Source organism: Streptomyces sp. NPDC007971 (assembly GCF_042958635.1).
GTDB lineage: Bacteria > Actinomycetota > Actinomycetes > Streptomycetales > Streptomycetaceae > Streptomyces.
This window is the reverse complement of the sequence record NZ_JBIBJK010000012.1, coordinates 251,887-274,385: the sequence shown is the minus strand read 5'-3', so window position 1 is coordinate 274,385 and position 22,499 is coordinate 251,887. Positions and strand designations below refer to the sequence as shown.

The 22,499-nt window shown below is 70.8% G+C and carries 19 protein-coding genes, 1 tRNA gene and 2 pseudogenes; 14 read left to right on the top strand and 8 right to left on the bottom strand.

What is annotated here, in order from left to right; genetic code table 11:
• Nucleotides 1-168: 168 nt before the first annotated feature.
• A complete protein-coding gene (locus tag ACFZCP_RS26165) occupies nt 169-1,710 on the bottom strand; it encodes a family 20 glycosylhydrolase (protein WP_391430834.1) in 1,542 nt (513 codons plus the stop codon).
• A 122-nt stretch (nt 1,711-1,832) separates the two neighbouring features.
• Between ACFZCP_RS26165 and ACFZCP_RS26160 the strand changes: the two genes are divergently transcribed.
• A complete protein-coding gene (locus ACFZCP_RS26160; RefSeq protein WP_391430646.1) occupies nt 1,833-2,714 on the top strand; it encodes a DUF4429 domain-containing protein in 882 nt (293 codons plus the stop codon).
• Between the two features lie 68 nt (nt 2,715-2,782).
• Here the strand turns inward: ACFZCP_RS26160 and ACFZCP_RS26155 are convergent, their stop codons facing one another.
• Nucleotides 2,783-4,348 (bottom strand): fibronectin type III domain-containing protein, encoded by a 1,566-nt coding sequence (locus ACFZCP_RS26155; protein ID WP_391430644.1) that lies wholly within the window; start codon nt 4,346-4,348, stop codon nt 2,783-2,785.
• Nucleotides 4,349-4,514: 166 nt separating this feature from the next.
• Here ACFZCP_RS26155 and ACFZCP_RS26150 point away from each other — a divergent pair, with 166 nt between their 5' ends.
• A complete protein-coding gene (locus ACFZCP_RS26150) occupies nt 4,515-4,772 on the top strand; it encodes a hypothetical protein (protein ID WP_362691805.1) in 258 nt (85 codons plus the stop codon).
• Nucleotides 4,773-4,798: 26 nt separating this feature from the next.
• Nucleotides 4,799-6,616 carry a glutamine--fructose-6-phosphate transaminase (isomerizing) gene (glmS, locus tag ACFZCP_RS26145; RefSeq protein WP_362691259.1) on the top strand — a complete coding sequence of 606 codons (1,818 nt, stop codon included), beginning with the start codon at nt 4,799-4,801 and terminating at the stop codon, nt 6,614-6,616.
• Nucleotides 6,617-6,739: 123 nt separating this feature from the next.
• Here the strand turns inward: glmS and ACFZCP_RS26140 are convergent, their stop codons facing one another.
• Nucleotides 6,740-7,300, bottom strand: a complete 561-nt coding sequence (locus ACFZCP_RS26140; RefSeq protein WP_362691256.1) for a GPR1/FUN34/YaaH family transporter — start codon at nt 7,298-7,300, stop codon at nt 6,740-6,742.
• 164 nt (nt 7,301-7,464) lie between these two features.
• The gene (locus ACFZCP_RS26135; RefSeq protein WP_362691253.1) at nt 7,465-7,992 is read right to left on the bottom strand and encodes a universal stress protein; all 528 of its coding nucleotides are present in this window, start codon (nt 7,990-7,992) and stop codon (nt 7,465-7,467) included.
• A 335-nt stretch (nt 7,993-8,327) separates the two neighbouring features.
• On the opposite strand from ACFZCP_RS26135, the gene ACFZCP_RS26130 reads away from it, so the two are divergent.
• The 4 genes from ACFZCP_RS26130 to ACFZCP_RS26115 all read left to right on the top strand — a co-directional run bounded on the left by ACFZCP_RS26130 (nt 8,328) and on the right by ACFZCP_RS26115 (nt 11,105).
• Complete coding sequence (locus ACFZCP_RS26130) at nt 8,328-8,585, top strand: hypothetical protein (RefSeq protein WP_362691250.1); 258 nt, start codon at nt 8,328-8,330, stop codon at nt 8,583-8,585.
• A gap of 379 nt (nt 8,586-8,964) precedes the next feature.
• Nucleotides 8,965-10,191 (top strand): helix-turn-helix domain-containing protein, encoded by a 1,227-nt coding sequence (locus ACFZCP_RS26125; protein WP_391430636.1) that lies wholly within the window; start codon nt 8,965-8,967, stop codon nt 10,189-10,191.
• Nucleotides 10,192-10,314: 123 nt separating this feature from the next.
• Nucleotides 10,315-10,917 (top strand): oligoribonuclease, encoded by a 603-nt coding sequence (gene orn / locus ACFZCP_RS26120; protein ID WP_362693641.1) that lies wholly within the window; start codon nt 10,315-10,317, stop codon nt 10,915-10,917.
• A gap of 115 nt (nt 10,918-11,032) precedes the next feature.
• A tRNA-His gene (locus ACFZCP_RS26115) sits at nt 11,033-11,105 on the top strand.
• Here ACFZCP_RS26115 and ACFZCP_RS26110 read toward each other — a convergent pair.
• Nucleotides 11,101-12,594 (bottom strand): MFS transporter, encoded by a 1,494-nt coding sequence (locus ACFZCP_RS26110; protein WP_391430633.1) that lies wholly within the window; start codon nt 12,592-12,594, stop codon nt 11,101-11,103. The genes ACFZCP_RS26115 and ACFZCP_RS26110 overlap by 5 nt on opposite strands.
• An 81-nt stretch (nt 12,595-12,675) precedes the next feature.
• Here ACFZCP_RS26110 and ACFZCP_RS26105 point away from each other — a divergent pair, with 81 nt between their 5' ends.
• The gene (locus ACFZCP_RS26105) at nt 12,676-13,275 is read left to right on the top strand and encodes a TetR family transcriptional regulator (protein WP_391430631.1); all 600 of its coding nucleotides are present in this window, start codon (nt 12,676-12,678) and stop codon (nt 13,273-13,275) included.
• A gap of 17 nt (nt 13,276-13,292) precedes the next feature.
• Here ACFZCP_RS26105 and ACFZCP_RS26100 read toward each other — a convergent pair whose 3' ends face one another.
• Nucleotides 13,293-14,696 carry an ATP-binding protein gene (locus tag ACFZCP_RS26100; RefSeq protein WP_391430628.1) on the bottom strand — a complete coding sequence of 468 codons (1,404 nt, stop codon included), beginning with the start codon at nt 14,694-14,696 and terminating at the stop codon, nt 13,293-13,295.
• Nucleotides 14,693-15,412, bottom strand: coding sequence for a response regulator (locus tag ACFZCP_RS26095; RefSeq protein ID WP_391430625.1), 720 nt, complete (start codon nt 15,410-15,412; stop codon nt 14,693-14,695). Before ACFZCP_RS26095 ends, ACFZCP_RS26100 begins: the two co-directional genes overlap by 4 nt.
• 63 nt (nt 15,413-15,475) lie before the next feature.
• Between ACFZCP_RS26095 and ACFZCP_RS26090 the strand changes: the two are divergent.
• Both ACFZCP_RS26090 and ACFZCP_RS26085 read left to right on the top strand, forming a co-directional pair.
• A pseudogene (locus ACFZCP_RS26090) lies at nt 15,476-15,574 on the top strand (glycosyltransferase); the annotation flags it as partial.
• A pseudogene (locus ACFZCP_RS26085) lies at nt 15,565-15,916 on the top strand (LCP family protein); the annotation flags it as partial. The pseudogenes ACFZCP_RS26090 and ACFZCP_RS26085, both read left to right, overlap by 10 nt.
• A 384-nt stretch (nt 15,917-16,300) precedes the next feature.
• Here ACFZCP_RS26085 and ACFZCP_RS26080 read toward each other — a convergent pair.
• Nucleotides 16,301-17,356, bottom strand: coding sequence for a LacI family DNA-binding transcriptional regulator (locus ACFZCP_RS26080; protein ID WP_362693620.1), 1,056 nt, complete (start codon nt 17,354-17,356; stop codon nt 16,301-16,303).
• Nucleotides 17,357-17,664: 308 nt separating this feature from the next.
• Between ACFZCP_RS26080 and ACFZCP_RS26075 the strand changes: the two genes are divergently transcribed.
• From ACFZCP_RS26075 to ACFZCP_RS26060, 4 genes are all read left to right on the top strand, one after another.
• Nucleotides 17,665-18,990: an extracellular solute-binding protein gene (locus ACFZCP_RS26075; RefSeq protein ID WP_391430620.1), complete on the top strand. Its 1,326-nt coding sequence runs from the start codon at nt 17,665-17,667 to the stop codon at nt 18,988-18,990.
• Nucleotides 18,987-20,012, top strand: a complete 1,026-nt coding sequence (locus ACFZCP_RS26070) for a sugar ABC transporter permease (RefSeq protein ID WP_362693613.1) — start codon at nt 18,987-18,989, stop codon at nt 20,010-20,012. The genes ACFZCP_RS26075 and ACFZCP_RS26070 overlap by 4 nt, the downstream gene beginning before the upstream one ends.
• Complete coding sequence (locus ACFZCP_RS26065) at nt 20,009-20,893, top strand: carbohydrate ABC transporter permease (RefSeq protein ID WP_362693610.1); 885 nt, start codon at nt 20,009-20,011, stop codon at nt 20,891-20,893. Before ACFZCP_RS26070 ends, ACFZCP_RS26065 begins: the two co-directional genes overlap by 4 nt.
• A gap of 92 nt (nt 20,894-20,985) precedes the next feature.
• Nucleotides 20,986-22,491 (top strand): GH1 family beta-glucosidase, encoded by a 1,506-nt coding sequence (locus tag ACFZCP_RS26060; protein ID WP_391430615.1) that lies wholly within the window; start codon nt 20,986-20,988, stop codon nt 22,489-22,491.
• The last annotated feature ends 8 nt before the right edge of the window (nt 22,492-22,499 follow it).

Here is a 22,499-nt window from a genome sequence, read left to right as displayed (position 1 = left end):
CACTCCCCCGACGACGGCACCGCCGTCGTGTCACACATCAAACGTTCAGATCGTCCCCGCAACGCGTGAAGGGGCCGGGAAGTTCCCGCTCCCGGTCCCCCCACACGGCCCCGACCGTCAGGAACGGCTCTCCGGGGTGCCCGTCAGCATGTACTCAACAGCATGTGCTCAGCCTGTCGGCCAGGGAACCTGAGGCGACTTGTAGTAGCTGATGCCGAGGGCGTCCCAGCGGGGGCCCTGGGCCGCGAGACGGTCCTTGTAGCGGTTCCAGTCGTGCGTGGCCGCCGGGGACCAGCCCAGCTCGGCCGCTCCGGCCAGGCGCGGGAAGGCCATGTACTCAAGATCGGCGGACGTGGCGAGCGTCTCGGACCACAGCGGCGCCTCGACGCCCTTGACCGCCGAGGCGGGTGCTCCGGGCAGGTAGGTGTCCGGGTTCCAGTCGTAGGAGCGCCGCACCTCCACCAGTCCGGCCCAGTCCAGGCCGAGCCGGGTGTCCTTCGTGTACTTCATGTCGAGGTAGATCCGGTCGGCCGGGGACAGGACGAGCCCGGTGCCGTGCCGGGCGGCCTCGGCCACCTGGGCCTTCTCCGCCGCGCTGGTGCTGTCCAGGCCCCAGTACTGGGCGAGGGCTCCCGCGGCAGGGGTGGCACCGGTCAGCTGGTGCCACCCGATGACCGTCTTGCCGTACTTGGCGACGATCGGCTGGATGCGGTCCATGAACGTCACGTAGTCCGCGTGGCTGGTGGAGTGCGCCTCGTCGCCGCCGATGTGCAGATAGCGGCCGGGGGTGAGGGCGGCCAGCTCGCGGATGACGTCGTCCGCGAAGTCGTAGGTGACCTGCTTGGGTACGCACAGCGAGCTGAAGCCGACGTCGGTGCCGGTGTAGAGCGGTGGCGCGGTGTCGTTGCAGTTCAGCTGTGCGTAGGAGGCGAGGGCCGCGTTGGTGTGGCCGGGCATGTCGATCTCGGGCACGACCTCCAGGTAGCGGGAGGCGGCGTGGCGGACGATCTCGCGGTAGTCGGCCTTGGTGTAGTGGCCGCCCGTGCCGCCGCCGACCTGTGTGGAGCCGCCGTAGGAGGCCAGGCGCGGCCAGGAGTCGACGGCGATGCGCCAGCCCTGGTCGTCGCTGAGGTGCAGATGCAGGGTGTTGATCTTGTAGAGGGCCAACTGGTCGATGTAGCGCTCGACTTGGGCGACGGTGAAGAAGTGCCGGGAGACGTCCAGCATGGCGCCCCGGTAGCCGTAGCGGGGGTGGTCCTCGATGGTGCCGCCGGCGATCTGCCAGGGGCCGCTCTGCACGGTCTTCTTCTCGACGGAGGCGGGCAGGAGCTGGCGCAGGGTCTGGACGCCGTGGAAGAGGCCGGCCGGTTCGCTCGCGGTGACCAGGACGCCCTGCGGGTCGCTGGTCAGGCGATAGCCCTCGGCGCCGTACGGGCCGCTCGCGAGCCGGAGCCGGATGCCGCCGCTGCCCTGCTCGGTGACGGGCAGTGGATAGCCGGTGGACGGCCGCAGGATGCCGGCGAGGTACTCGCCGATCCGGCGGACCTCGGCCGAGCCGTCGACGCGGACGAGGGTGGCGCGGGTGATGCGGAACGGGGATCCGGCGGGCGTGACCGAGGCGGGCGCGGGGACCACCCGGTCCAGCGGGGTCGGTGCGGCGGCCCCGGGGGCGGGCCCCGCGCCGACGGTGAACACGCCTGCCGCCGCCATGAGCAGCAGTGATCCGAGGATGCGGGTCAGTCGGGGAGTCGTGCTGTGGTTGCGTCTCACATGCGCTCCCTTCAGGAGTGGTAAAGACCACTCTCCCGCAGATCCGGTGAAACAATCCCCGCATGACGGAAATCATCCAGAAGGACGGCACCTGGGCCTTGGACGGGGACGCCCTGCGGCTGACCCCGGGACGGGACAAGAACATCGGTGTACTGCGCAGGAGCCTGGGTGAACTCGTCGTCCCGCTGGCCGCGTTGGCGGGTGTCTCCTTCGAGCAGGGCAAGAAGGCGGGGCGGCTGAGGCTGAGGCTGCGCGACGGCGCCGATCCGCTGCTGCACGCGACGGGCGGCCGGCTCACCGAGTCCCACGACCCCTACCAGCTGACCGTGGAGTCCGACCGGTACGGCGTCGCCGAGTACTTCGCGGACGAGGTCCGCAACACCCTGTTGCTGGACGGGGTTTCACCGGACCCGGTCACCGAGTACCTGCTTCCCGGTCCGGCCGTGCCGGTCACCGCCTCGGCCGGGGACGGCACGGCGGCCTTCGACGGGGAGCTGGTGCGGCTGGAGTGGAACTGGAAGACGGAGGACGCCAAGGCCGCCACCGGGCCCCGTGCGATCCCGGTCGCGGAGATCACCGCCGTGGAGTGGCAGCCGGCGGCCGGGCTGGAGAACGGGCACCTGCGCTTCACCGTGCGCGGCGCGCCGGTCACGGCTCCGCCGAAGTACGACCCCAACGCGGTCGAGCTGTGGGGGTTCAAGAAGGACCCGCTGATGGCGCTGGTCGCGGCCGCCGTGCAGGCCCGGCTGCCGCACCCGTCCGCTCCGGCGGACGAGGCGGACGCCCGGCCAGGGCCGCCGCGGCTCGCCAAGGCGCCCGCGGCCGAGGACGACCACGACGCGCTGCTGCGCAGACTGCGCGAGCTGGGCGAACTGCACCGCGGCGGGGTCCTGACCGACGAGGAGTTCGCGCTGGCCAAGGGGGCGGTCCTCAAGCGCATGTGAGAACCGCCCGCGACGCCCGTGCCCAGCCTTCGGGACACGGGCGTGACCCGTTTCACACCGTTGTGCCCCTACTTGGCCCGGCGGGCCACCGTGAAGTGGTCGATGCGGTCGCCGGTCTCGGCGATTCCCTGGACCTCCAGCGTGGTGTAGCGGCCCCGCGGCGCGGGGGTGACGTCCACGCGCAGGAAGGAGTAGTTCAGGTAGCGCACGCGCGACCAGGCGACGGTCTCGTTCTGCTTGCCGTCCTTGAGGTTGATGAAGGAGGCGACGGAGTCGACCTCGTTCTCGTGGCCCTCGTAGGAGTCCGGAGCGGTGAAGGCGTACAGGCTGCGGCCCGCGGCGCCCGCCGTGACGTAGACGACACCCTCGGTCTCGGGGTACGCCGTGCCGCCGATCGGCAGCTTCTTGGTGACCGTGTTGCCCTTGATGACGTCGGTGCGCTCGTACTGGTGGTTGTGGCCGTTGATGACCAGGTCCACCTGGTACTTGTCGAACAGCGGCACCCACTCCTGGCGCACGCCCCCCTCCGAGGCGTGCGCGGTGGAGGTGCAGTACGCGCAGTGGTGGAAGAAGACGACGATGAAGTCGACGTCCTTCGAGGCGCGGAACTTCTTCAGCTGGCCCTCGAACCACGCGGTCTGCGTTCCGCCCGAGATGCCCAGGTTCGCCGGGATCTCGAAGGAGACGTCGTTGGGGTCCAGCGAGATGATCGCCGTGTTGCCGTAGACGAAGGAGTAGACGCCCGGCAGGTTCTTCGCGTCCGGGCCGTTGTCCGGGAGCGTCCAGCGGGCCTCTTCGCCGCCGTAGCCGTTGGGCGAGTACCAGGCCTCCATGTCGTGGTTGCCGTACGAGACCATCCACGGGATCTGCTTGGCGACCGACTCGGTCTGGTAGAGGAATTGGTCCCAGGTGCGCGAGTCGAACCCGGTGTCGGTGGTCTTGCCCGCGCCGGACGGGTCGCCGTAGGCGATGTCACCGGCGTGCAGGTGGAAGGCCGGGTTCTGGCCGAGGATCAGGCTGTCGTTGGCCAGCGCGTGGTAGCTGACGCCCTGGTCGCCGAAGGCCGTGAAGGTGAACGGCTCCTTGCACTCGGGGGCGGTGGTGAAGGTGCCCAGGGTGCCCAGCAGGTGGCGCTCGGCCGGGTCGAAGCCCTCGTGACCCACGCCGTAGTAGTACGTCCTGCCGGGGCGCAGGTGGGTGAGCTGGGCGTGCAGGTAGTACTGCGTGTGGTCGCCGCTGGCGCCGACACCGGCCGGGGTGTAGAGGCTGCGGACCTCGGCGGGGATCTTGCGGGAGAGGTCCCAGGGGTGGGCGCCGATGCGGATGAAGGGCTTCTTCACCGCGACCGGGACCTGCCAGGAGACGGTGACCTCGGTGCGGGGGTCGTTGCCCCAGGCGAGGTGGCGGCCGAAGGGGGCGACCAGGGCGCCGTCGACCGTCTCGGCGGCGGATGCGGTGCGCTGGGTCGGCACGGCGGCCTGGGCGGTGGCGCCCGGCACGAATGCGCCACCCACGGCGGCGCCCAGCGTGACCGCGCCGCCCCGGATCATCGAGCGCCGCGAGAATCTCGACCGCAGGTACTCGTGCTGCTCGGCCATGCTCATACGCTCGGCGAGCTTGTCGGGTACTCCCATACGTGGAATGTCCATGACGTCTGAAAGTGGTCCACAACCGCAACGAGACACAAGACACAGGATGGACGGCTTGCGAACAGAGCCTCAACAAGCCCGCTAACAGGCGGTTGCCCGGAATCGGGCAGGATTCTTGCGAAAGCGGCGGCAGTACTTCAGGATCTACCGGGTGCACGAGGAACTTGTCGATCACCTGATGCGATCCACGCCCCTGAACCGGGGCGAGGCGCTGCGGGTGGTGCAGGACGTGCTCGCCTATTTCGACGAGACGACGCAGGACTACGTCCGTCGCCGCCACCGCGAGCTGCAGACCCAGGGTCTGCAGAACACGGCGATCTTCGAACGGATCGAGGCGGACCTGAAATACCGGGCGGTCGCGCCGCCGGAGCTGACGCTCAGGCAGCTGCGCCGCATGGTCTACGGCTGAAACGCCAGGCTGAGAGATACCTATACATGTGCGGAATTGTCGGATACATCGGGAAGCGTGATGTAGCCCCCCTGCTCCTGGAGGGCCTGCAGCGCCTGGAGTACCGCGGCTACGACTCGGCGGGCATCGTCGTCTCCTCCCCGAAGTCGGCCGGCCTGAAGATGGTCAAGGCCAAGGGCCGGGTGCGCGACCTGGAGGCCAAGGTCCCGGCGCGCTTCAAGGGCACCACCGGCATCGCCCACACCCGCTGGGCCACCCACGGCGCCCCCTCCGACCTGAACGCCCATCCGCACATGTCGGCCGACCAGAAGGTCGCCGTCGTCCACAACGGCATCATCGACAACGCCTCCGACCTGCGCCGCAAGCTGGAGGCGGACGGCGTCGAGTTCCTCTCCGAGACCGACACCGAGGTGCTCGTCCACCTGATCGCCCGCTCGCAGGCCGAGAAGCTGGAGGACAAGGTCCGCGAGACCCTCCGGGTCGTCGAGGGCACCTACGGCATCGCCGTCATGCACGCCGACTTCCCCGACCGCATCGTGGTGGCCCGCAACGGCTCCCCGGTCGTGCTCGGCATCGGCGAGAAGGAGATGTTCGTCGCCTCCGACATCGCCGCCCTGGTCACCCACACCCGGCAGATAGTGACGCTGGACGACGGCGAGATGGCCACCCTCAAGGCCGACGACTTCCGCACCTACACCACCGAGGGCACGCGCACGACGGCCGAGCCGACCACCGTGGAGTGGGAGGCCGCCTCCTACGACATGGGCGGCCACGACACCTACATGCACAAGGAGATCCACGAGCAGGCCGACGCCGTGGACCGGGTGCTGCGCGGCCGGATCGACGACCGCTTCTCCACCGTGCACCTGGGCGGCCTCAACCTGGACGCCCGCGAGGCGCGCAAGATCCGCCGCGTGAAGATCCTCGGCTGCGGCACCTCGTACCACGCGGGCATGATCGGCGCCCAGATGATCGAGGAGCTGGCCCGCATCCCGGCCGACGCCGAGCCGGCCTCCGAGTTCCGCTACCGCAACGCCGTCGTGGACCCCGACACCCTCTATGTCGCGGTCTCCCAGTCCGGCGAGACCTACGACGTGCTCGCCGCCGTCCAGGAGCTGAAGCGCAAGGGCGCCCGGGTGCTGGGCGTGGTCAACGTGGTCGGCTCCGCGATCGCCCGCGAGGCCGACGGCGGCATCTACGTGCACGCCGGCCCCGAGGTCTGCGTGGTCTCGACGAAGTGCTTCACCAACACCACCGTCGCCTTCGCACTCCTCGCCCTGCACCTCGGCCGCACCCGTGACCTCTCGGTCCGCGACGGCAAGCGGATCATCGAGGGCCTCAGGAAGCTGCCGGAGCAGATCACCGAGATCCTCAAGCAGGAGGAAGAGGTCAAGCAGCTGGCCGAGCAGTACGCCGACGCCCGCTCGATGCTCTTCATCGGCCGAGTGCGGGGCTACCCGGTGGCCCGCGAGGCCTCCCTGAAGCTCAAGGAGGTCTCCTACATCCACGCCGAGGCCTACCCCGCCTCCGAGCTGAAGCACGGCCCGCTGGCGCTGATCGAGCCCGCCCTGCCGACGGTGGCGATCGTCCCCGACGACGACCTCCTGGAGAAGAACCGCGCGGCCCTGGAGGAGATCAAGGCCCGCAGCGGCAAGATCCTCGCGGTGGCCCACCAGCAGCAGGAGAAGGCCGACCAGACGATCGTGGTCCCGAAGAACGAGGACGAGCTGGACCCGATCCTCATGGGCATCCCGCTCCAGCTGCTGGCCTACCACACGGCGCAGGCCCTGGGCCGGGACATCGACAAGCCGAGGAACCTGGCGAAGTCGGTAACGGTGGAATAGACGCCCTGAAAGGGGTGCGGGGAACTGCGCGGCAAGCCCCCACGCCCCCGCACCGGCAGAACAACAGAACGGACCCCCGCGTGTGCCACCAAACACGCGGGGGTCCCTTCAGTGCTGCTCGGATCAGCCGGCGGCCGTCACCCCCCGGCCCGCAGCACGCCTCGGGAGCGCCGTCGGCCAGTGCGCAAGCGCCGCCGTCGCCGCGTACCAGGCCACCGCACCGGAGACGGCGGCGGCCCAGCCGCCCACCTTGGTCAGGCTTGAGCTGTCCGCGAACTGCGCCACGGCGAGCACCAGCATCGCGAGGAAGAGCAGGCCGTGCGTCAGCTGCCCGAGCGTGTCCCCGCCCGCGAGCGTCAGCGAGAGCGCCACGAGGGCGAACAGCAGCAGGAAGAGTCCGGCCGCGTTGGCCGACATCTGACCCGCCACGGCCCAGGTGAACCAGAGTGCCCCGAGGGCCGCGAAACCGGTGCCGGAGGCACTGTCGCGGTCACGGAAGGCAAGAAGTCCGACGAGGAACAGGGCGACTCCGCCCACGTAATGAGCCAGTGACACGGCGTCGGATGCCCCCACGCCGTCGATGACGCCGGTCGTGCCGAGCCCGAACGCCAACAGGGTGACACCCAGGGCGAGTCGGCCGACCACGGTAGTGGTTCCGCTTCCCGCGGAGACGTCGTTGTCCACTGCGGGCTCCCTTCATGCATGTGCAGTTGCGCGGTGACCGGTATATGCCCTTCACAAGGGCACAAACACCTCTACGCGCGAGTAGTTTTGCGCTGCACAAAGGGAGTTGACGGGGCGTCGGAATGCCGGCGAACCCGGGAGGACGCAGCGGGACGCGGCTGCGCTCAGGGGATGACGATCACGGGCCGCTGCGCCCGCTTGGCCAGCCGTCCGGCGACGGAGCCGAAGATCCGGCCGACGATGCCGTGCGTCGAGCCGACCACGATCGCGTCGGCCTCGTACTCCCGCCCCACCTCTTCGAGTTCGTGGCAGATGTCGCCGCCCCGCTCGACCAGGATCCAGGGCACCTCGGCCAGATAGTCGGCGCAGGCGAGCTCCAGGCCGAGCACCTCGGTGCGGTGGTCCGGCACGTCGACGAAGACGGGCGGCTCGCAGCCGGCCCACACGGTGGTGGGCAGCCGGTTGGCCACATGGACGATGATCAGGCCCGACCGGGAGCGGTGGGCCATGCCGATCGCGTAGGCGAGGGCACGTTCACTGGACGTCGAGCCGTCGAAGCCGACGACGACGCCGTGCTTGAAGGCGGGGTCGCAGGAGGGGCGTGACTCTTCCGCGGCGAGGGGATCGGCCGCCGTGGGATCGGCGACCGGCCGCTTGCGGTCCGCGGGTTCGGAGAATTCGTGACCGGCCATGGCTGTCTCGGCGTTGTGATCCTTTGTGGCTGGGGGTGACATCGTGCAGCGGAGCTGTGTCCGGGAAACGTCTTCCCAACCCCATACCCCCAAGGGTACGGCGGCACGCCTCCTCTGCCCAGTTCCTGCGCACGCTCCGTGAGCGGGCCCCCCGGTGTCCGCAGGGGTTCCCCGGAGCATGCACGAGCGGCGCCCGTAACGCAATGGTTGCTGCCCCGTACAGGCTGTTTGCACAGGATTCACGCGGCCACCGCGGTATTCCCCGAGGCACGGCCGGTGACCGAGCGATCGAACAAGCGTTGAACCCGGTGACCCACCGCCACAGGGAGCACGAGATGTCCGGACCCCGATCCGCCCGCGATACGCACCCCACCCCGGACACCACGAGTGATGTGATCCGCTGGGCTGCCTTCAGCTGTGTCCTCGTCCCCGTGGTCCTCGTCTGGTACGGCACCTCGCTCGGCGGTGCCGCCGGCACCTTCCTGGGCCTGGCCGCCGTCACGGCGGTCTGCCGCATCCTGCTGCGGCACTCCGAGCGTTGCGCCACGCAAAGAGGCGGACGTCACACCCGGCAAAAGACACCGGTCGACTGACCGGTTTTTGCACCCTGGAACGTTGGTTTTCGGCCAACTTCTGGATACCGCTCCCGAGGGGTCCCCACCACCCCCCAACCCCCGTTCCACCTGCACGGAAAGGGTCTGAGCGACCCTTCGCACCCTACGTGGTTTGGCCACTGCGACAAGGCGCACTTCCCTGCACGCCCCACGAGTGCAACCCTTCGTGATCGAATGCTTCACGCCAAGTTGTCATGTCGACAATGTGCCGCGTGTGGAACTGGCCACCGACAGACCGCGGGAGCCAGTAAATTCGATCTTGACTGTCTTACGGCGGGGGACTCGTGCAGGACCGAGGGGAAACGTGCAGGAGCGACACAACCGAGGAGCCGCGACCACCGAGGGGGGCTTAGCAGCCATGAGCCACGACTCCACCGCCGCGCCGGAAGCCACGGCCCGGAAACTCTCCGGGCGACGCCGCAAGGAGATCGTCGCGGTGCTGCTGTTCAGCGGCGGCCCCATCTTCGAGAGTTCCATACCGCTTTCGGTGTTCGGGATCGACCGCCAGGACGCAGGCGTACCGCGCTACCGACTTCTGGTGTGCGCCGGCGAGGAAGGCCCACTGCGGACCACAGGGGGCCTGGAACTCACCGCACCGCATGGGCTGGAGGCGATCTCGCGCGCAGGTACGGTCGTCGTACCGGCCTGGCGCTCGATCACCTCACCGCCACCGGAGGACGCGCTCGACGCACTGCGCCGGGCGCACGAAGAGGGGGCCCGCATCGTCGGGCTGTGCACGGGCGCGTTCGTCCTCGCGGCGGCGGGCCTGCTGGACGGCCGACCGGCGACCACACACTGGATGTACGCACCGACGCTGGCCAAACGCTATCCGTCGGTGCATGTGGATCCACGCGAACTGTTCGTCGACGACGGCGACGTGCTGACGTCGGCCGGCACGGCCGCGGGGATCGACCTGTGTCTGCACATCGTGCGGACGGACCACGGCAACGAGGCGGCCGGCGCGCTCGCCCGCCGGCTGGTGGTCCCCCCGCGCCGCAGCGGCGGTCAGGAGCGCTACCTCGACAGGTCTTTACCGGAGGAGATCGGCGCCGACCCGCTCGCCGAGGTCGTCGCCTGGGCGCTGGAACACCTCCACGAGCAGTTCGACGTGGAGACGCTGGCGGCACGCGCCTATATGAGCCGCCGTACGTTCGACCGCCGGTTCCGCTCGCTCACCGGGAGCGCGCCGCTGCAGTGGCTGATCACTCAGCGGGTGCTCCAGGCGCAGCGGCTGCTGGAGACGTCGGACTACTCCGTGGACGAGGTGGCGGGCCGCTGCGGCTTCCGCTCGCCGGTCGCGCTGCGCGGGCACTTCCGCCGTCAGCTCGGCTCGTCCCCCGCCGCCTACCGGGCCGCCTACCGGGCCCGCCGGCCGCAGGGCGAGAGGCCGGGTGACCCGGAGGCGCCGGTGTCGCACTCCGGCCCGGCGGGTGTTCCGGCCGGCCTGGCCGGCCACGGACCGATGGGGCCCGTACCGGCCCTGCTACATCCGGAGCGGGACGCCGGGGTGCCGATGCAGAGCCGCCGCCAGACCGCGGGCGCGGGCGCGGTGAGCCTGCTGCCGGGACCGCGCAGCGGCAACTGAGCGCGCGCGGGCAAGGAGCGCGGACGAGGGGGGCGGGTCACACCCGCCCCCCTCGTCCGTGCCCGGCCGCTTCCGCCCGACGCGGGGGCACCCAAATGCCGGAGCCCGCTTTAGGGTGGTCGCATGAACGATCGCATGGTGTGGATCGACTGCGAGATGACCGGCCTCTCGCTGTCCGACGACGCTCTCATCGAGGTGGCCGCCCTCGTCACCGACTCCGAGCTGAACGTACTCGGCGAGGGGGTGGACATCGTCGTCCGCCCGCCGGACTCGGCGCTGGAGACGATGCCGGAGGTGGTGCGTCAGATGCACACCGCGTCCGGACTGCTGGACGAGCTGGCCGGCGGCACCACGCTGGCCGACGCCGAGGCGCAGGTCCTCGCCTACGTCCGCGAGCACGTGAAGGAACCCGGCAAGGCCCCGCTGTGCGGCAACTCCGTCGGCACCGACCGCGGTTTCCTGGCACGGGACATGCCGGCTCTGGAGGACTACCTCCACTACCGGATCGTGGACGTCTCCAGCATCAAGGAGCTGGCGCGGCGCTGGTACCCGCGGGTGTACTTCAACAGCCCGGAGAAGAACGGCAACCACCGTGCCCTCGCCGACATCCGCGAGTCCATCGCCGAACTGAGGTACTACCGCGAGGCGGTCTTCGTCCCGCAGCCCGGCCCCGACTCCGACACCGCCAGGGCGATCGCCGCCAAGCACGTCCTGCCTGCTCAGTAGGGCTTCGAAGGTCCCGCGCACGGGTGCCGTAAAACCTGTGCGCGAGCACCCCTTCGGACCCTGTAGACTTCTTCTCGGCCGGTCGGGGAAACGACAAGTTCGACCGCCGGTCATGGTGGGTGTAGCTCAGCTGGTAGAGCACCTGGTTGTGGTCCAGGATGCCGCGGGTTCGAGTCCCGTCACTCACCCTGAGTGATCAGCCGGTGACTCCGTCGCAAGACGGGTCACCGGCTGATTCGTTTCCGGAGTCCTCCGCCCGGCCTGCGCGCCGGGGCCGCCCCGCAGCGGCACCTCGATCAGCAGCACCGCCGCCACGAACCCCAGGGCGCACACCGCGGCCGCCGTCAGGAAGATGTGCTGCGTGCCGGTGGCCACCGCCGTCCGGTACGCCTCCCCCCTCGCCACGGTGGGCACCGCCCGTGTGAACAGCGAGCCGAAGACGGCGACGCCGAGGGAGCCGCCCAGGGTGCGGAACAGGTTCGCCGCCGCCGAGGCCGCTCCCATGTCCCGCAGTTCCACGCTGTTCTGCGCGATCGTCGACCCCATCTGCATCGTGAAGCCCATCCCGAGGCCGACCAGCGCCATGAAGCCGCCGGCCGCGACGCGGGAGGTGCCGGTGTCCATCGTGGCCAGCAGCAGCGTGCCCGCCGTGAGCAGCAGGGTGCCCAGCACCGGGAAGATCTTGTACCGGCCGGTGCGGGACATGACCTTCCCGGCGACGTTGGAGGCGATCACCACCGGGATCATCAGGGGCAGCAGGAGCAGGCCGGAACCGGTCGCCGTGGCGCCCTGGACCGCCTGCTGGAAGAGGGGCAGATACAGCGCCGAGCCGAACATCACCACGCCGGTCACGAGCAGCAGGCCGACGGCGAGCGGGAAGTTGCGGTGGCCGGTGAAGACGCGGGGCGGCAGCAGGGGTTCGGCGGCCCGCCGCTCCACGACGGCGAAGAGGGCGGCACCGAGGACGGCCACCGCCCACAGGAGAAGGATCTGCCAGGACGTCCACGCGTACGCCGTACCGGCCCAGGTCGCCGCGAGGACCGCCGCGACGATGGTGACCGTCAGGACGGCGGTGCCCGCCCAGTCGATCCGCGGCCGGGGTTTCGGCGCCCGGGCGGGCAGGTGCAGCCGCAACTGGATCCAGGCCAGGGCGATCAGACCGAGGGGCAGATTGACGTAGAACGCCCAGCGCCAGCCGAGGTGGCCGGTGACGAAGCCGCCGACCAGCGGGCCGCCGACCACGCCGACCGCCATCACGGTGGCCGTCATGCCCTGGTACCGGCCGCGCTCCCGGGGCGGGACCAGGGTGCCGATCAGGGCGAACGCCCCGGCGGCCAGTCCGCCCGCACCTATGCCCTGCAGGGCGCGGAACTCGATCAGCTGGACCATCGAGTGGGCCGCGCCCGCGAGCAGCGAGCCGGTCAGGAACACCGCGATCGAGGACTGGAAGACGGTCTTGCGGCCGTGGAGATCGCCGAGCTTGCCCCAGATCGGGGTGGCCACCGCGGTGGCCAGGGTGTAGGCGGTGACGACCCAGGACAGGTGCTCGAATCCCCCCAGGTCGCGGACGATCGTCGGCATCGCCGTGCCGACGATGTTGTTGTCGAGCATGCCCAGCAGCATCGCGAGCATGACGCCGAGCAGCGTCCAGCGGACGTTTTGGGTGTGTGCGGTCATGCGAGCAGAAAAGCACACCCACTAAATAAGTGCAACGATACACCTTTTGAAGCGCGGCAATCGAACGGGTACCCTACGGACATGACCGAGACCATGGGCCGCCGGGAACGGAAGAAGGCCGCGACCCGCCAGGCGCTGGCGGACGCGGCACTGGACCTGTTCCTGGAGCACGGCTTCGACGCGGTGAGCATCAGGGACGTGGCCGAGGCCGCGGACGTCTCCACCACGACCCTCTTCAAGCACTTCCCGAGCAAGGAGGCGCTGCTCTTCGACATGGACGTGGACCTGGAGTCCGCCCTCGTCGCGGCGGTCCGCGAGCGGTCGCCGGACACGTCGGTCATCCAGGCACTGCGCACGCACATGCTGGGCACGCGGGCCTTCAAGACGCAGTACGAGGAGCAGATCGCCGCGTTCCGGCAACTGATCGACAGCACTCCGGCGCTGATCGAGTACCACCGGAGCATGTGGATGCGACACGAACGCGCCCTCGCCGTGGCACTCGCCGACGACCTCGGCGCCCCGGCCGACGACCCGGCCTGCGCGGCCCTGGCCCACCTCGCCCTGGAGGCCCGCACCCTCGCCGGCACCTCCCCCGGCTCGGAAGCCGCCGTCAACGCGGCGTTCGATCTGCTGGAGAAGGGCTGGGAGTCCGTACGGCCCGGGAAGGGGCGGGCCGCGTAGGGCCGACCGGGGCAGGCTCAGCGGGCGGAGCCCGCGTCGGCCGGCAGCCGCAGACGGAACAGGGCGCCGCCGCCCGGAGCCTGATGGGCCGTCAGTTCGACGCGATGGGTGTGAGCGATCTGGCGGGCCATGGCCAGGCCCAGCCCGGAACCGGGGAGGGCACGAGCGGTGCGGGCCCGGTAGAAGCGGTCGAAGACATGGGGCAGGTCGGCGGGGTCGATGCCGGGGCCGTGGTCGCGCACGGTGATCTCCAGCCGGCCGTCCGCCGGTGACCGGAGCGCCGTGACCTCGACCCGGCCCCCCGCCGGGGAGAACTTCGCCGCGTTGTCCAGGAGGTTGGAGAACAGCCTCGCCAGACGGCTCGGTACGGCGGCCGCCAGGACGGACGCGGCCGGGGGACCGGCCTCCAGGACGAACTCGATGTGCGGCCAGTGGTCCCGGGCGGCGGCCACGGCGTGCTCCAGGAGGGCCGTCGGCTGCACCAGCTCCAGGGCCTGCTGCGGTTCCTCGTCGCGGGCCAGATCGATCAGGTCGTTGATCATGGTGGTCACTTCCCGCAGCTGGCGGGAGAGGGCGCCCGTCGCACGCTCCCGCTGGCGCGGGGTCAGCTGCTCGGCCCGCAGCAGGATCTCCGCGTTGGCGCGCAGCGCGGTCAGCGGGGTGCGCAGTTCGTGCGAGGCATCGGCGACCAGACGCCGCTGGGCGGCAAGGGACTCCTCCAGGGCGTCGAGCATGGTGTTGAAGCTGACCGCGAGCCGGGTGATCTCGTCCTCCCGTCCGCGCGGCCCGGCCGGCAGATCGATGCGGTGCCCCGCATCCCGCGTGGCGGTGATCCGCTCCGCCGTCGACGTCAGCCGGGCCACGGGCGCCAGCCCCGACCGGGACACCCAGTAACCCAGCAGCGCGGCCACCGGCACACCCGCCCCGCCGATCACGGCCAGCAGCCCGGCGGCCTGGCGCTCGGCTCGTTGCACGCCGTCGGAGCGGAGCGCCACCTGCATGGCCAGTCCCCTGCGGGCGGGCGTGGTCAGCACCCGCACCGGGTGACCGGTCACCGAAGCCGTGCTGTAGAAGGGTGCCCGGTCGCGGCTCGCCACCTGGCGCACGGCGCCGGTGACGGGCAGCAGATAGCTCCCTCGCGGGTCGCCGGCGGCCGACTCGGGCACGAGCTGGGCACACGCGGGCGCGGCCAGGAACCGGCACTCGCCGGCCTGCACTCCGGGCCCGTTCTCCTGGTGCTGCTGGATCGCCAGTGTCGCCGCCTGGGTGAGCTGCAGGTCGAACTGCCGGTTCAGGGTGTAGACGGTGACGGCGTAGGCGCCCGCGCACACGGCCAGCGCCACGCCCGCCACCGCGGCGCAGGCGGTGAGCGCCAGGCGGCGGCGCAGCGGGGGGCGGCGGTGCCTGCGGGGCCGGGTCACCGCTCGTCCAGCATGTAGCCGATGCCGTGCACGGTGTGGACGAGGCGCGAGGCACCGCCGGCCTCCAGCTTGCGGCGCAGATAACCGACGTAGACGGCAGGCGAGTTGGAGCCGGGGCCGAGATCGCGGCCCCACACCCAGCGCATGATCGTCTCCCGTTCCAGGACCTGTCCGGGGTGGCGCAGCAGCAGGTCCAGCAGGGCCCACTCGGTGCGGGTGAACTCCAGCCGCCGCCCCGCCCGCACCGCCGAGCGGCTCTCGGGGTCCACCACCAGGTCGGCGAAGCGCAGCACGCCCGGCCGGTCCGGCTCGCCGGGGCCGGCGCGGCGCAGCAGGGCGCGCAGCCGGGCCGCCAGTTCGTCCAGCGCGAACGGCTTGACCAGATAGTCGTCCGCGCCCGCGTCCAGACCGTCCACCCGGTCGCTGACGGCGTCGAGCGCGGTCAGCACCAGGATCGGCGTACGGTCGCCCAGTGCCCGCAGCTGCCGGCACACGGCCAGCCCGTCCACCACCGGCATCATCACGTCCAGCACCAGGGCGTCCGGCTCCCAGTCCGGCACCGCCGCGAGCGCGGCGAGTCCGTCCGCCGCGCCGCGGACGGTGAAGCCCTCCAGGCTCAGACCGTCCTCCAGGGCCGCCCGTACCTCCGGATCGTCGTCCACCACCAGCACGCGCCCGCCGGCGGCCGGGAACTGGTCCTGAGCTGCGTCGTTCATGGCCCCAGCCTGCCAAACAGCCTTCTTAGAAGCCTCTTAGGACGGGCCGGGACCGTGCCGGGCATGGAAACTCCGCTCTCCGTCGTGATCGGTGCCGGGGGCACCGGCGGCCATATCTATCCCGGGCTCGCGCTCGCCGACGCACTGCGCCGCAGCGCGCCCTGGACTACGTACGCATCCGGCACGGCATCGGGGACGGCTCGGACATCGGCCGGATCAGACGCCAGCAGGCCTTCCTCGCCGCCCTGATCAAGAAGATCAGGGCGGACGGCCTCACCCCGACCAGGCTCCTGCCCCTCGCGGACGCGGCCACGCGCTCCCTCACCGTCGACCCCGGCCTGGCCTCGGCGAGCAAACTGATCTCCTTCGCCATGTCGCTCAAGGACGTCGACCTTCACCGCACCACGTTCGTGACGATCCCCTGGCGGTACGACGGCGCCCGCGTCGCCGTCGTCGAACCCGACGCCTCCCGCCTGTGGGCGTCCCTGCGGGCGGACGGCCCCGCCCGCGCCCACCGTCCCGGGCGGCACGCTCCGACCGGCAACACCCGCACGGCCGACGACGATCCGTGCTCCCACCTGTCGTACGGATCCGGGGGACAGGGGGACAGGGGACAAGGGACAGGGGACAAGGGCGCCGACCGCGGACCGTCCCGCCGGCCGGGGACGGACTGCGGGGCGCGGCGCCCGACCCGCGTCACACAGGAGTGGCGGGCAGCGGCACGAGCCGATCCGGTCCGGTCCGGTCCGGTCCGAGGATCCCGGCCGGGCAGCCGGGGAACCCCGCCGCGGTGGGGTTACGGGCGCGCACGCCGACCGGATCCCCCCGGAACGGGAAGGAACGCCGCCGCAACCGGGCCGCTGCGTCGCCCCGCAGCGACCGGCCCGCTCACGACGAGGACCGGATCACCAGCTCCGTCGCCAGCACCGCCTGCCGCCGCTCCAGCCCCCGGCTCACGGCCGGGCGGCGGTCGGCGATCTCCGCGAGCAGCAGGTCGATCATCGCCCGGCCCATCTCCACGATGGGCTGGCGGACGCTGGTCAGCGGCGGGTCCATGTGGCGGGCGATGGCCGAGTCGTCATACCCGACGAGGGCCACGTCGTCGGGGATCCGGCGCCCCGCCTCGCGCAGCACCTGCCGGGCGCCCGCCGCCATCACGTCGGAGCCGGCGAAGACCGCGTCCAGATCGGGGTGGCGCGCAAGCAGCGTCGTCATCGCCCGTCGGCCGCCCTCCTCGGTGAAGTCGCCCGGCTCGACGAGGAGTTCGTCCACCGCCCGGCCGGCGTCCCGCAGGGCGTCGCGGTAGCCGTCGACGCGGCGCTGGGCGCCGTAGACGTCGAGGCGGCCGGTGATGTGGGCGATCCTGCGGCGGCCCCGGGCCATCAGATGCTCCACCGCCGAGCGCCCGCCGCCGTAGTTGTCCGAGTCCACCGAGGTGAGCGGCTCCATGGCCGAGCGCGGGCCGCTGATCACCGCGGGGATCTCCAGCTGGCCGAGCAGATCGGGCAGCGGGTCGTCGGCGTGCACCGAGACCAGCAGCACGCCGTCCACCCGGTGGGCCGCCAGATACTGCGCGAGGCGCTGCCGCTCCCGGTCGCTGCCCGCGAAGATCAGCAGCAGCTGCATCTCCGTGTCGGACAGTTCGCCGCCGACACCGCGCAGCATGTCCGAGAAGTACGGCTCAGCGAAGAAGCGGGTCTCGGGCTCGGGGACGACGAGTGCGATGGCGTCGGTGCGGTTGGCCGCGAGCGCGCGGGCCGCGGTGTTGGGGACGTAGCCGAGTTCGGCGACCGCCGCCTCGACCGCCGCGCGGGTCGCGTCGCTGACCCGGGGGGAGCCGTTGATCACACGTGAGACCGTGCCCCGGCCGACCCCGGCCCGGGCGGCAACCTCCTCGAGCGTGGGCCGCCCCCCGCTCCGGCTCCGCGCTCCGTGGCTTGCCATGGGCTCCGCCTCTCTCGACACCAGCATCCCGGCCGGCCTGGAATCTAACAGGCCGGGGCCTGCCCATCCGCCGGCCCGAGCGGGGCCTGTTAACGGCCCGATAACTGAAGGCGGTTGCCGCTGCCCACCGTCTTGACACCCCGCCCGGAACCGACGACTCTTCAACACATCACAGGTGGGAGCGCTCCCACGGTACCTGACACCTACACATCCCGCACGTTCCCCGCCCGAGCCGCAGCGAACACGAACGGGCCCGATTTCCATGCAGTCGGCCGGGGGGTCGGCACGTCAGGCAACAGGAGGACGCAATGCGCACGAGCATCCGCCGGTCCCACAGGCTGGGGGCCTTCTTGGCCGTCGCCGCGCTGACCACGGGGCTGCTGGCCGGCTGCGCCAAGGACTCTGACGACGGCTCGTCGGACAACCCGGACGGCGGCAACGGCAAGGGGAAGACCACACTGACCATCGGGACCTTCGGCGTCTTCGGCTACAAGCAGGCCGGTCTCTACGACGAGTACATGAAGCTCCACCCGGACATCAACATCAAGGAGAACGTCACCACCCGCACGGACGTCTACTGGCCGAAGGTGCTCACCCGCCTGCAGGCCGGGTCCGGCACCGACGACATCGAGGCCATCGAGATCGGCAACATCACCGAGGCCGTGCAGACCCAGGCCGACAAGTTCGTGGACCTCGGCAAGGACGTCGACAAGTCCCAGTGGCTGGACTGGAAGAACGCCCAGGCCACCACCAAGGACGGCAAGCTCATCGGGCTCGGCACCGACACCGGCCCGATGGCCATCTGCTACCGCAAGGACCTGTTCCAGAAGGCGGGACTGCCGACCGACCGCACCGAGCTGGCCCAGGCGTGGAAGGGCGACTGGTCCAAGTACGTCGACCTCGGCAAGCAGTACATGAAGAAGGCGCCCAAGGGCACCAGGTTCGTGGACTCGGCGGCCTCGGTCTACAACGCGGCGGTGGGCGGCGCGAGCGAGCGGTACTACGACAAGGACGGCAACGTCGTCTGGGACAAGTCCCCGGGGGTGAAGAAGGCCTGGGACGCCGCCATGACCGTCGCCACCAGCAACATGTCGGCGAAGCTGAAGCAGTTCGACCCGACCTGGGACCAGGGCTTCGCCAACGGCACCTTCGCCAGCGTCGCCTGTCCGGCCTGGATGATCGGCTACATCGAGCAGAAGTCGGGTGACTCCGGCAAGGGCAAGTGGGACGTGGCGGCGGCCCCGGCGGCGTCCAACTGGGGCGGCTCCTTCCTCGGCGTGCCCACCGCGACCAAGCACCAGAAGGAGGCCGTCGCGCTGACGAAGTGGCTGACCGCGCCCGAGCAGCAGGCCAAGGTCTTCGCCAAGCAGGCCAGCTTCCCGTCGACCCCCTCGGCGTACGCGAGCCTGAAGCCGCAGGCCGACACCACCGCGTACTTCTCCGGTGCGCCGCTCACCCAGATCTTCTCCGACGCGGCGAAGACCATCCCCGCCCAGCCCCTCGGCCCCAAGGACAAGCCGATCGACAACGCGATCAGCGACATCGGCATCCTCCAGGTCGAGCAGAAGGGCAAGTCGCCCTCCGAGGGCTGGGACGCCGCGTCCAAGGAGATCAAGGACGTGCTCGGCCAGTGACCGGTCCCGAGCAGGCTCTCGCGCACTCCGCGAAGAGCTCCGACGCCGCGCCCGGCACCCCGCCGGGCGCGGCCCGGGGCGCTCACGGTCGCGGCCGGCCGGCGGACGCCGACTCCTGGCGCAGCCGGCTGTACCGCTGGGACATGAAGGCGTCGCCGTACGCGTTCGTGGCCCCCTTCTTCGTCCTGTTCGGGGCCTTCACGCTGGTCCCGCTGCTCTACACGGCCTGGTACTCGCTGCACCATGTGCAGCTGTCGGCCCTGGACCACCAGACCTGGGCGGGCCTGGGCAACTACCAGAACCTGCTCACCTCGGACTTCTTCTGGAACGCCCTGGAGAACACCTTCACCATCGGTCTGATCTCCACGGTTCCGCAGCTGATGGCCGCGCTCGGCCTCGCCCACCTGCTGAACTACCGGCTGCGCGGCTCGACCGTGTGGCGGGTCGTGATGCTGACCCCGTACGCCACCTCGGTGGCGGCCGCGACCCTGGTGTTCACGCTGCTGTATTCCTGGGACGGCGGCATGGTCAACTGGATCCTCCACTTCTTCGGGGCGGGACCGGTCAACTGGCGCGAGTCGGACTGGGGTTCGCAGTTCGCAGTGTCCTCGATCGTGATCTGGCGGTGGACCGGGTACAACGCGCTGATCTATCTGGCGGCGATGCAGGCGATCCCGACCGATCTGTACGAGTCGGCGGCGATCGACGGGGCCAACCGCTGGCAGCAGTTCCGGCATGTGACGGTCCCGCAGCTCAGGCCCACGATCCTGTTCACGGTCGTCGTCTCCACGATCGGCGCGACCCAGCTCTTCGGTGAACCGCTGCTGTTCGGCGGGGTCAGCGGGTCCAAGGGCGGCTCCGAGCACCAGTTCCAGACGCTCGGTCTGTACATGTACGACCAGGGCTGGATCATCGGCAATCTCGGCAAGGCGTCCGCGATCGCCTGGTCGATGTTCCTGATCCTGCTGATCGTCGCGGCGGTCAACCTGCTGCTCACCCGACGGCTGAGGAAGTCCCAATGACGACCGGTGAAGTGACTCTGCCTGCGGTGAAGGCGAAGCGGCGCCGGGCGACGGGCGCGGGCAGGCAACTGCACGCGGGCCCGGTGACGTATGTCGTGCTGACCGTGTTCGCGCTGGTCTCGCTGGCCCCGCTGGTGTGGACGGCGATCGCGGCCTCGCGCACCGACCGGCGGCTCGCGCAGACCCCGCCGCCGCTGTGGTTCGGCGGCAACCTGTTCAGGAACCTGCAGTCGGCCTGGGACCAGGCGGGTCTCGGCACCGCGATGTTCAACTCGCTGATCGTGGCGGGCACGATCACGGTGAGCACGGTGCTGTTCTCCACGCTGGCCGGCTTCGCCTTCGCCAAGCTGCGGTTCCGGTTCTCCGGCCTGCTGTTGCTGCTGACCATCGGCACGATGATGATCCCGCCGCAGCTGGCCGTCGTACCGCTGTACCTGTGGATGTCGGACCTCGGCTGGTCGAACCAGCTGCAGACGGTGATCCTGCCGAGCCTGGTGACCGCGTTCGGCACCTTCTTCATGCGGCAGTACCTGGTGCAGGCGCTGCCGTCGGAGCTGATCGAGGCGGCCCGGGTGGACGGGGCGAGCAGCCTCCGGGTCGTCTGGCACGTGGTCTTCCCCGCCGCCCGGCCCGCGATGGCCGTGCTCGGCCTGCTGACCTTCGTGTTCGCCTGGAACGACTTCCTGTGGCCGATCATCGCCCTCAACCAGCAGAACCCGACCGTCCAGGTGGCCCTGAACTCGCTCGGCACCGGCTACGTCCCGGACCAGGCGGTGATCATGGCCGGCGCGCTGCTCGGCACGCTGCCGCTGCTGGCCGCCTTCCTGCTGTTCGGCAAGCAGATCGTGGGCGGGATCATGCAGGGCGCGATCAAGGGCTGACCTTCCCTTGCAGGGGCCGGGCCACCGCCGGCCCGGCCCTCCCCCTCTCCCCCGCCTCACCGGTCACCTACGACGTCAATGGGAGCGCTTCCATGCCCGACTCCGTTTCGCCTTCGCCCGTGACCTTCCCCGCTGCTTCCCCTGCGGCCGCGCCCTCCCCTTCTCCCGCGGCCTCGGCCGCCTCTTCTCCCGTGGCCTTCCCCGCCGCCTTTCTCTGGGGCGCGGCCACCTCCGCGTACCAGATCGAGGGGGCCGTGCGCGAGGGCGGCCGCACGCCCTCGATCTGGGACACCTTCAGCCATACGCCGGGCCGGACGGCGGGCGGCGAGACCGGTGACATCGCCGTCGACCACTACCACCGCTACCGCGACGACGTGGCGCTGATGGCGCGGCTGGGCCTGGGCGCCTACCGCTTCTCCGTCTCCTGGTCGCGGGTGCAGCCGACCGGCCGCGGCCCGGCGGTCCAGGTGGGCCTGGACTTCTACCGCCGCCTGGTGGACGAGCTGCTCGCACACGGCCTCAAACCCGCGCTCACCCTCTACCACTGGGACCTGCCGCAGGAGCTGGAGGACGCGGGCGGCTGGCCGGAGCGGGACACGGCGCTGCGGTTCGCCGAGTACGCACAGCTGGTCGGCGAGGCACTGGGCGACCGGGTGGAGCAGTGGATCACCCTCAACGAGCCCTGGTGCAGCGCCTTTCTGGGCTACGGCTCCGGCGTCCACGCGCCCGGCCGCACCGACCCGGCGGCATCGCTCAGGGCCGCCCACCATCTCAACCTGGCGCACGGGCTGGGCGCGGCGGCCCTGCGCTCGGTGATGCCGGCCCGCAACCAGATCGCCGTCAGCCTCAACTCCTCGGTGGTACGGCCCCTTACGCAGGACCCGGCGGACCTGGCCGCGGCCCGCCGGATCGACGACCTGGCCAACGGCATCTTCCACGGCCCGATGCTGCACGGGTCGTACCCCGCCTCGCTCTTCACCGCGACGGCCTCGGTCACCGACTGGTCCTGCGTCCTGGACGGCGACGTCCGCACCATCAACGCGCCGCTGGACGCGCTGGGCCTGAACTACTACACCCCGACGCTCGTCTCGGCGGCCCCCGGCGAGGTCGAGGGGCCGCGCCGGGACGGGCACGGTGCGAGCGAGCACTCCCCCTGGCCGGGCGCCGGCACCGTCCTGTTCCACCAGACACCGGGCGAGCGCACGGAGATGGGCTGGACGATCGACCCGACGGGCCTGCACGAGCTGATCATGCGGTACACGCGGGAGGCCCCGGGCCTGCCGCTGTACGTGACCGAGAACGGCGCGGCCTACGACGACAGGCCCGGCCCCGACGGCCGTGTGCACGACCCCGAGCGCATCGCCTATCTGCACGGCCATCTCTCGGCGGTCCACCGCGCCCTCACCGACGGCGCGGACGTGCGCGGCTACTACCTGTGGTCCCTGCTGGACAACTTCGAATGGGCGTACGGCTACGGCAAGCGGTTCGGGGCGGTGCACGTGGACTACGCGACGCTGGAACGGACACCGAAGTCCAGTGCGCACTGGTACGGGCAGGTGGCGCGGACGGGGGCGCTGCCGGCGGTGCAGGCGCACTAGCGGGCGCG

Excerpts from the sequence above, each read along its gene's own strand:
- ACFZCP_RS26095 (WP_391430625.1), bottom strand. The coding sequence starts at position 15,412 with ATGAACGACGCAGCTCAGGACCAGTTCCCGGCCGCCGGCGGGCGCGTG.
- ACFZCP_RS26105 (WP_391430631.1), top strand. The coding sequence starts at position 12,676 with ATGACCGAGACCATGGGCCGCCGGGAACGGAAGAAGGCCGCGACCCGC.
- ACFZCP_RS26155 (WP_391430644.1), bottom strand. The coding sequence starts at position 4,348 with ATGGGAGTACCCGACAAGCTCGCCGAGCGTATGAGCATGGCCGAGCAG.
- ACFZCP_RS26080 (WP_362693620.1), bottom strand. The coding sequence starts at position 17,356 with ATGGCAAGCCACGGAGCGCGGAGCCGGAGCGGGGGGCGGCCCACGCTC.
- ACFZCP_RS26130 (WP_362691250.1), top strand. The coding sequence starts at position 8,328 with ATGTCCGGACCCCGATCCGCCCGCGATACGCACCCCACCCCGGACACC.
- ACFZCP_RS26065 (WP_362693610.1), top strand. The coding sequence starts at position 20,009 with ATGACGACCGGTGAAGTGACTCTGCCTGCGGTGAAGGCGAAGCGGCGC.
- ACFZCP_RS26125 (WP_391430636.1), top strand. The coding sequence starts at position 8,965 with ATGAGCCACGACTCCACCGCCGCGCCGGAAGCCACGGCCCGGAAACTC.
- ACFZCP_RS26075 (WP_391430620.1), top strand. The coding sequence starts at position 17,665 with ATGCGCACGAGCATCCGCCGGTCCCACAGGCTGGGGGCCTTCTTGGCC.
- ACFZCP_RS26160 (WP_391430646.1), top strand. The coding sequence starts at position 1,833 with ATGACGGAAATCATCCAGAAGGACGGCACCTGGGCCTTGGACGGGGAC.
- ACFZCP_RS26110 (WP_391430633.1), bottom strand. The coding sequence starts at position 12,594 with ATGACCGCACACACCCAAAACGTCCGCTGGACGCTGCTCGGCGTCATG.
- orn (WP_362693641.1), top strand. The coding sequence starts at position 10,315 with ATGAACGATCGCATGGTGTGGATCGACTGCGAGATGACCGGCCTCTCG.
- glmS (WP_362691259.1), top strand. The coding sequence starts at position 4,799 with ATGTGCGGAATTGTCGGATACATCGGGAAGCGTGATGTAGCCCCCCTG.
- ACFZCP_RS26060 (WP_391430615.1), top strand. The coding sequence starts at position 20,986 with ATGCCCGACTCCGTTTCGCCTTCGCCCGTGACCTTCCCCGCTGCTTCC.
- ACFZCP_RS26165 (WP_391430834.1), bottom strand. The coding sequence starts at position 1,710 with ATGGCGGCGGCAGGCGTGTTCACCGTCGGCGCGGGGCCCGCCCCCGGG.
- ACFZCP_RS26135 (WP_362691253.1), bottom strand. The coding sequence starts at position 7,992 with ATGGCCGGTCACGAATTCTCCGAACCCGCGGACCGCAAGCGGCCGGTC.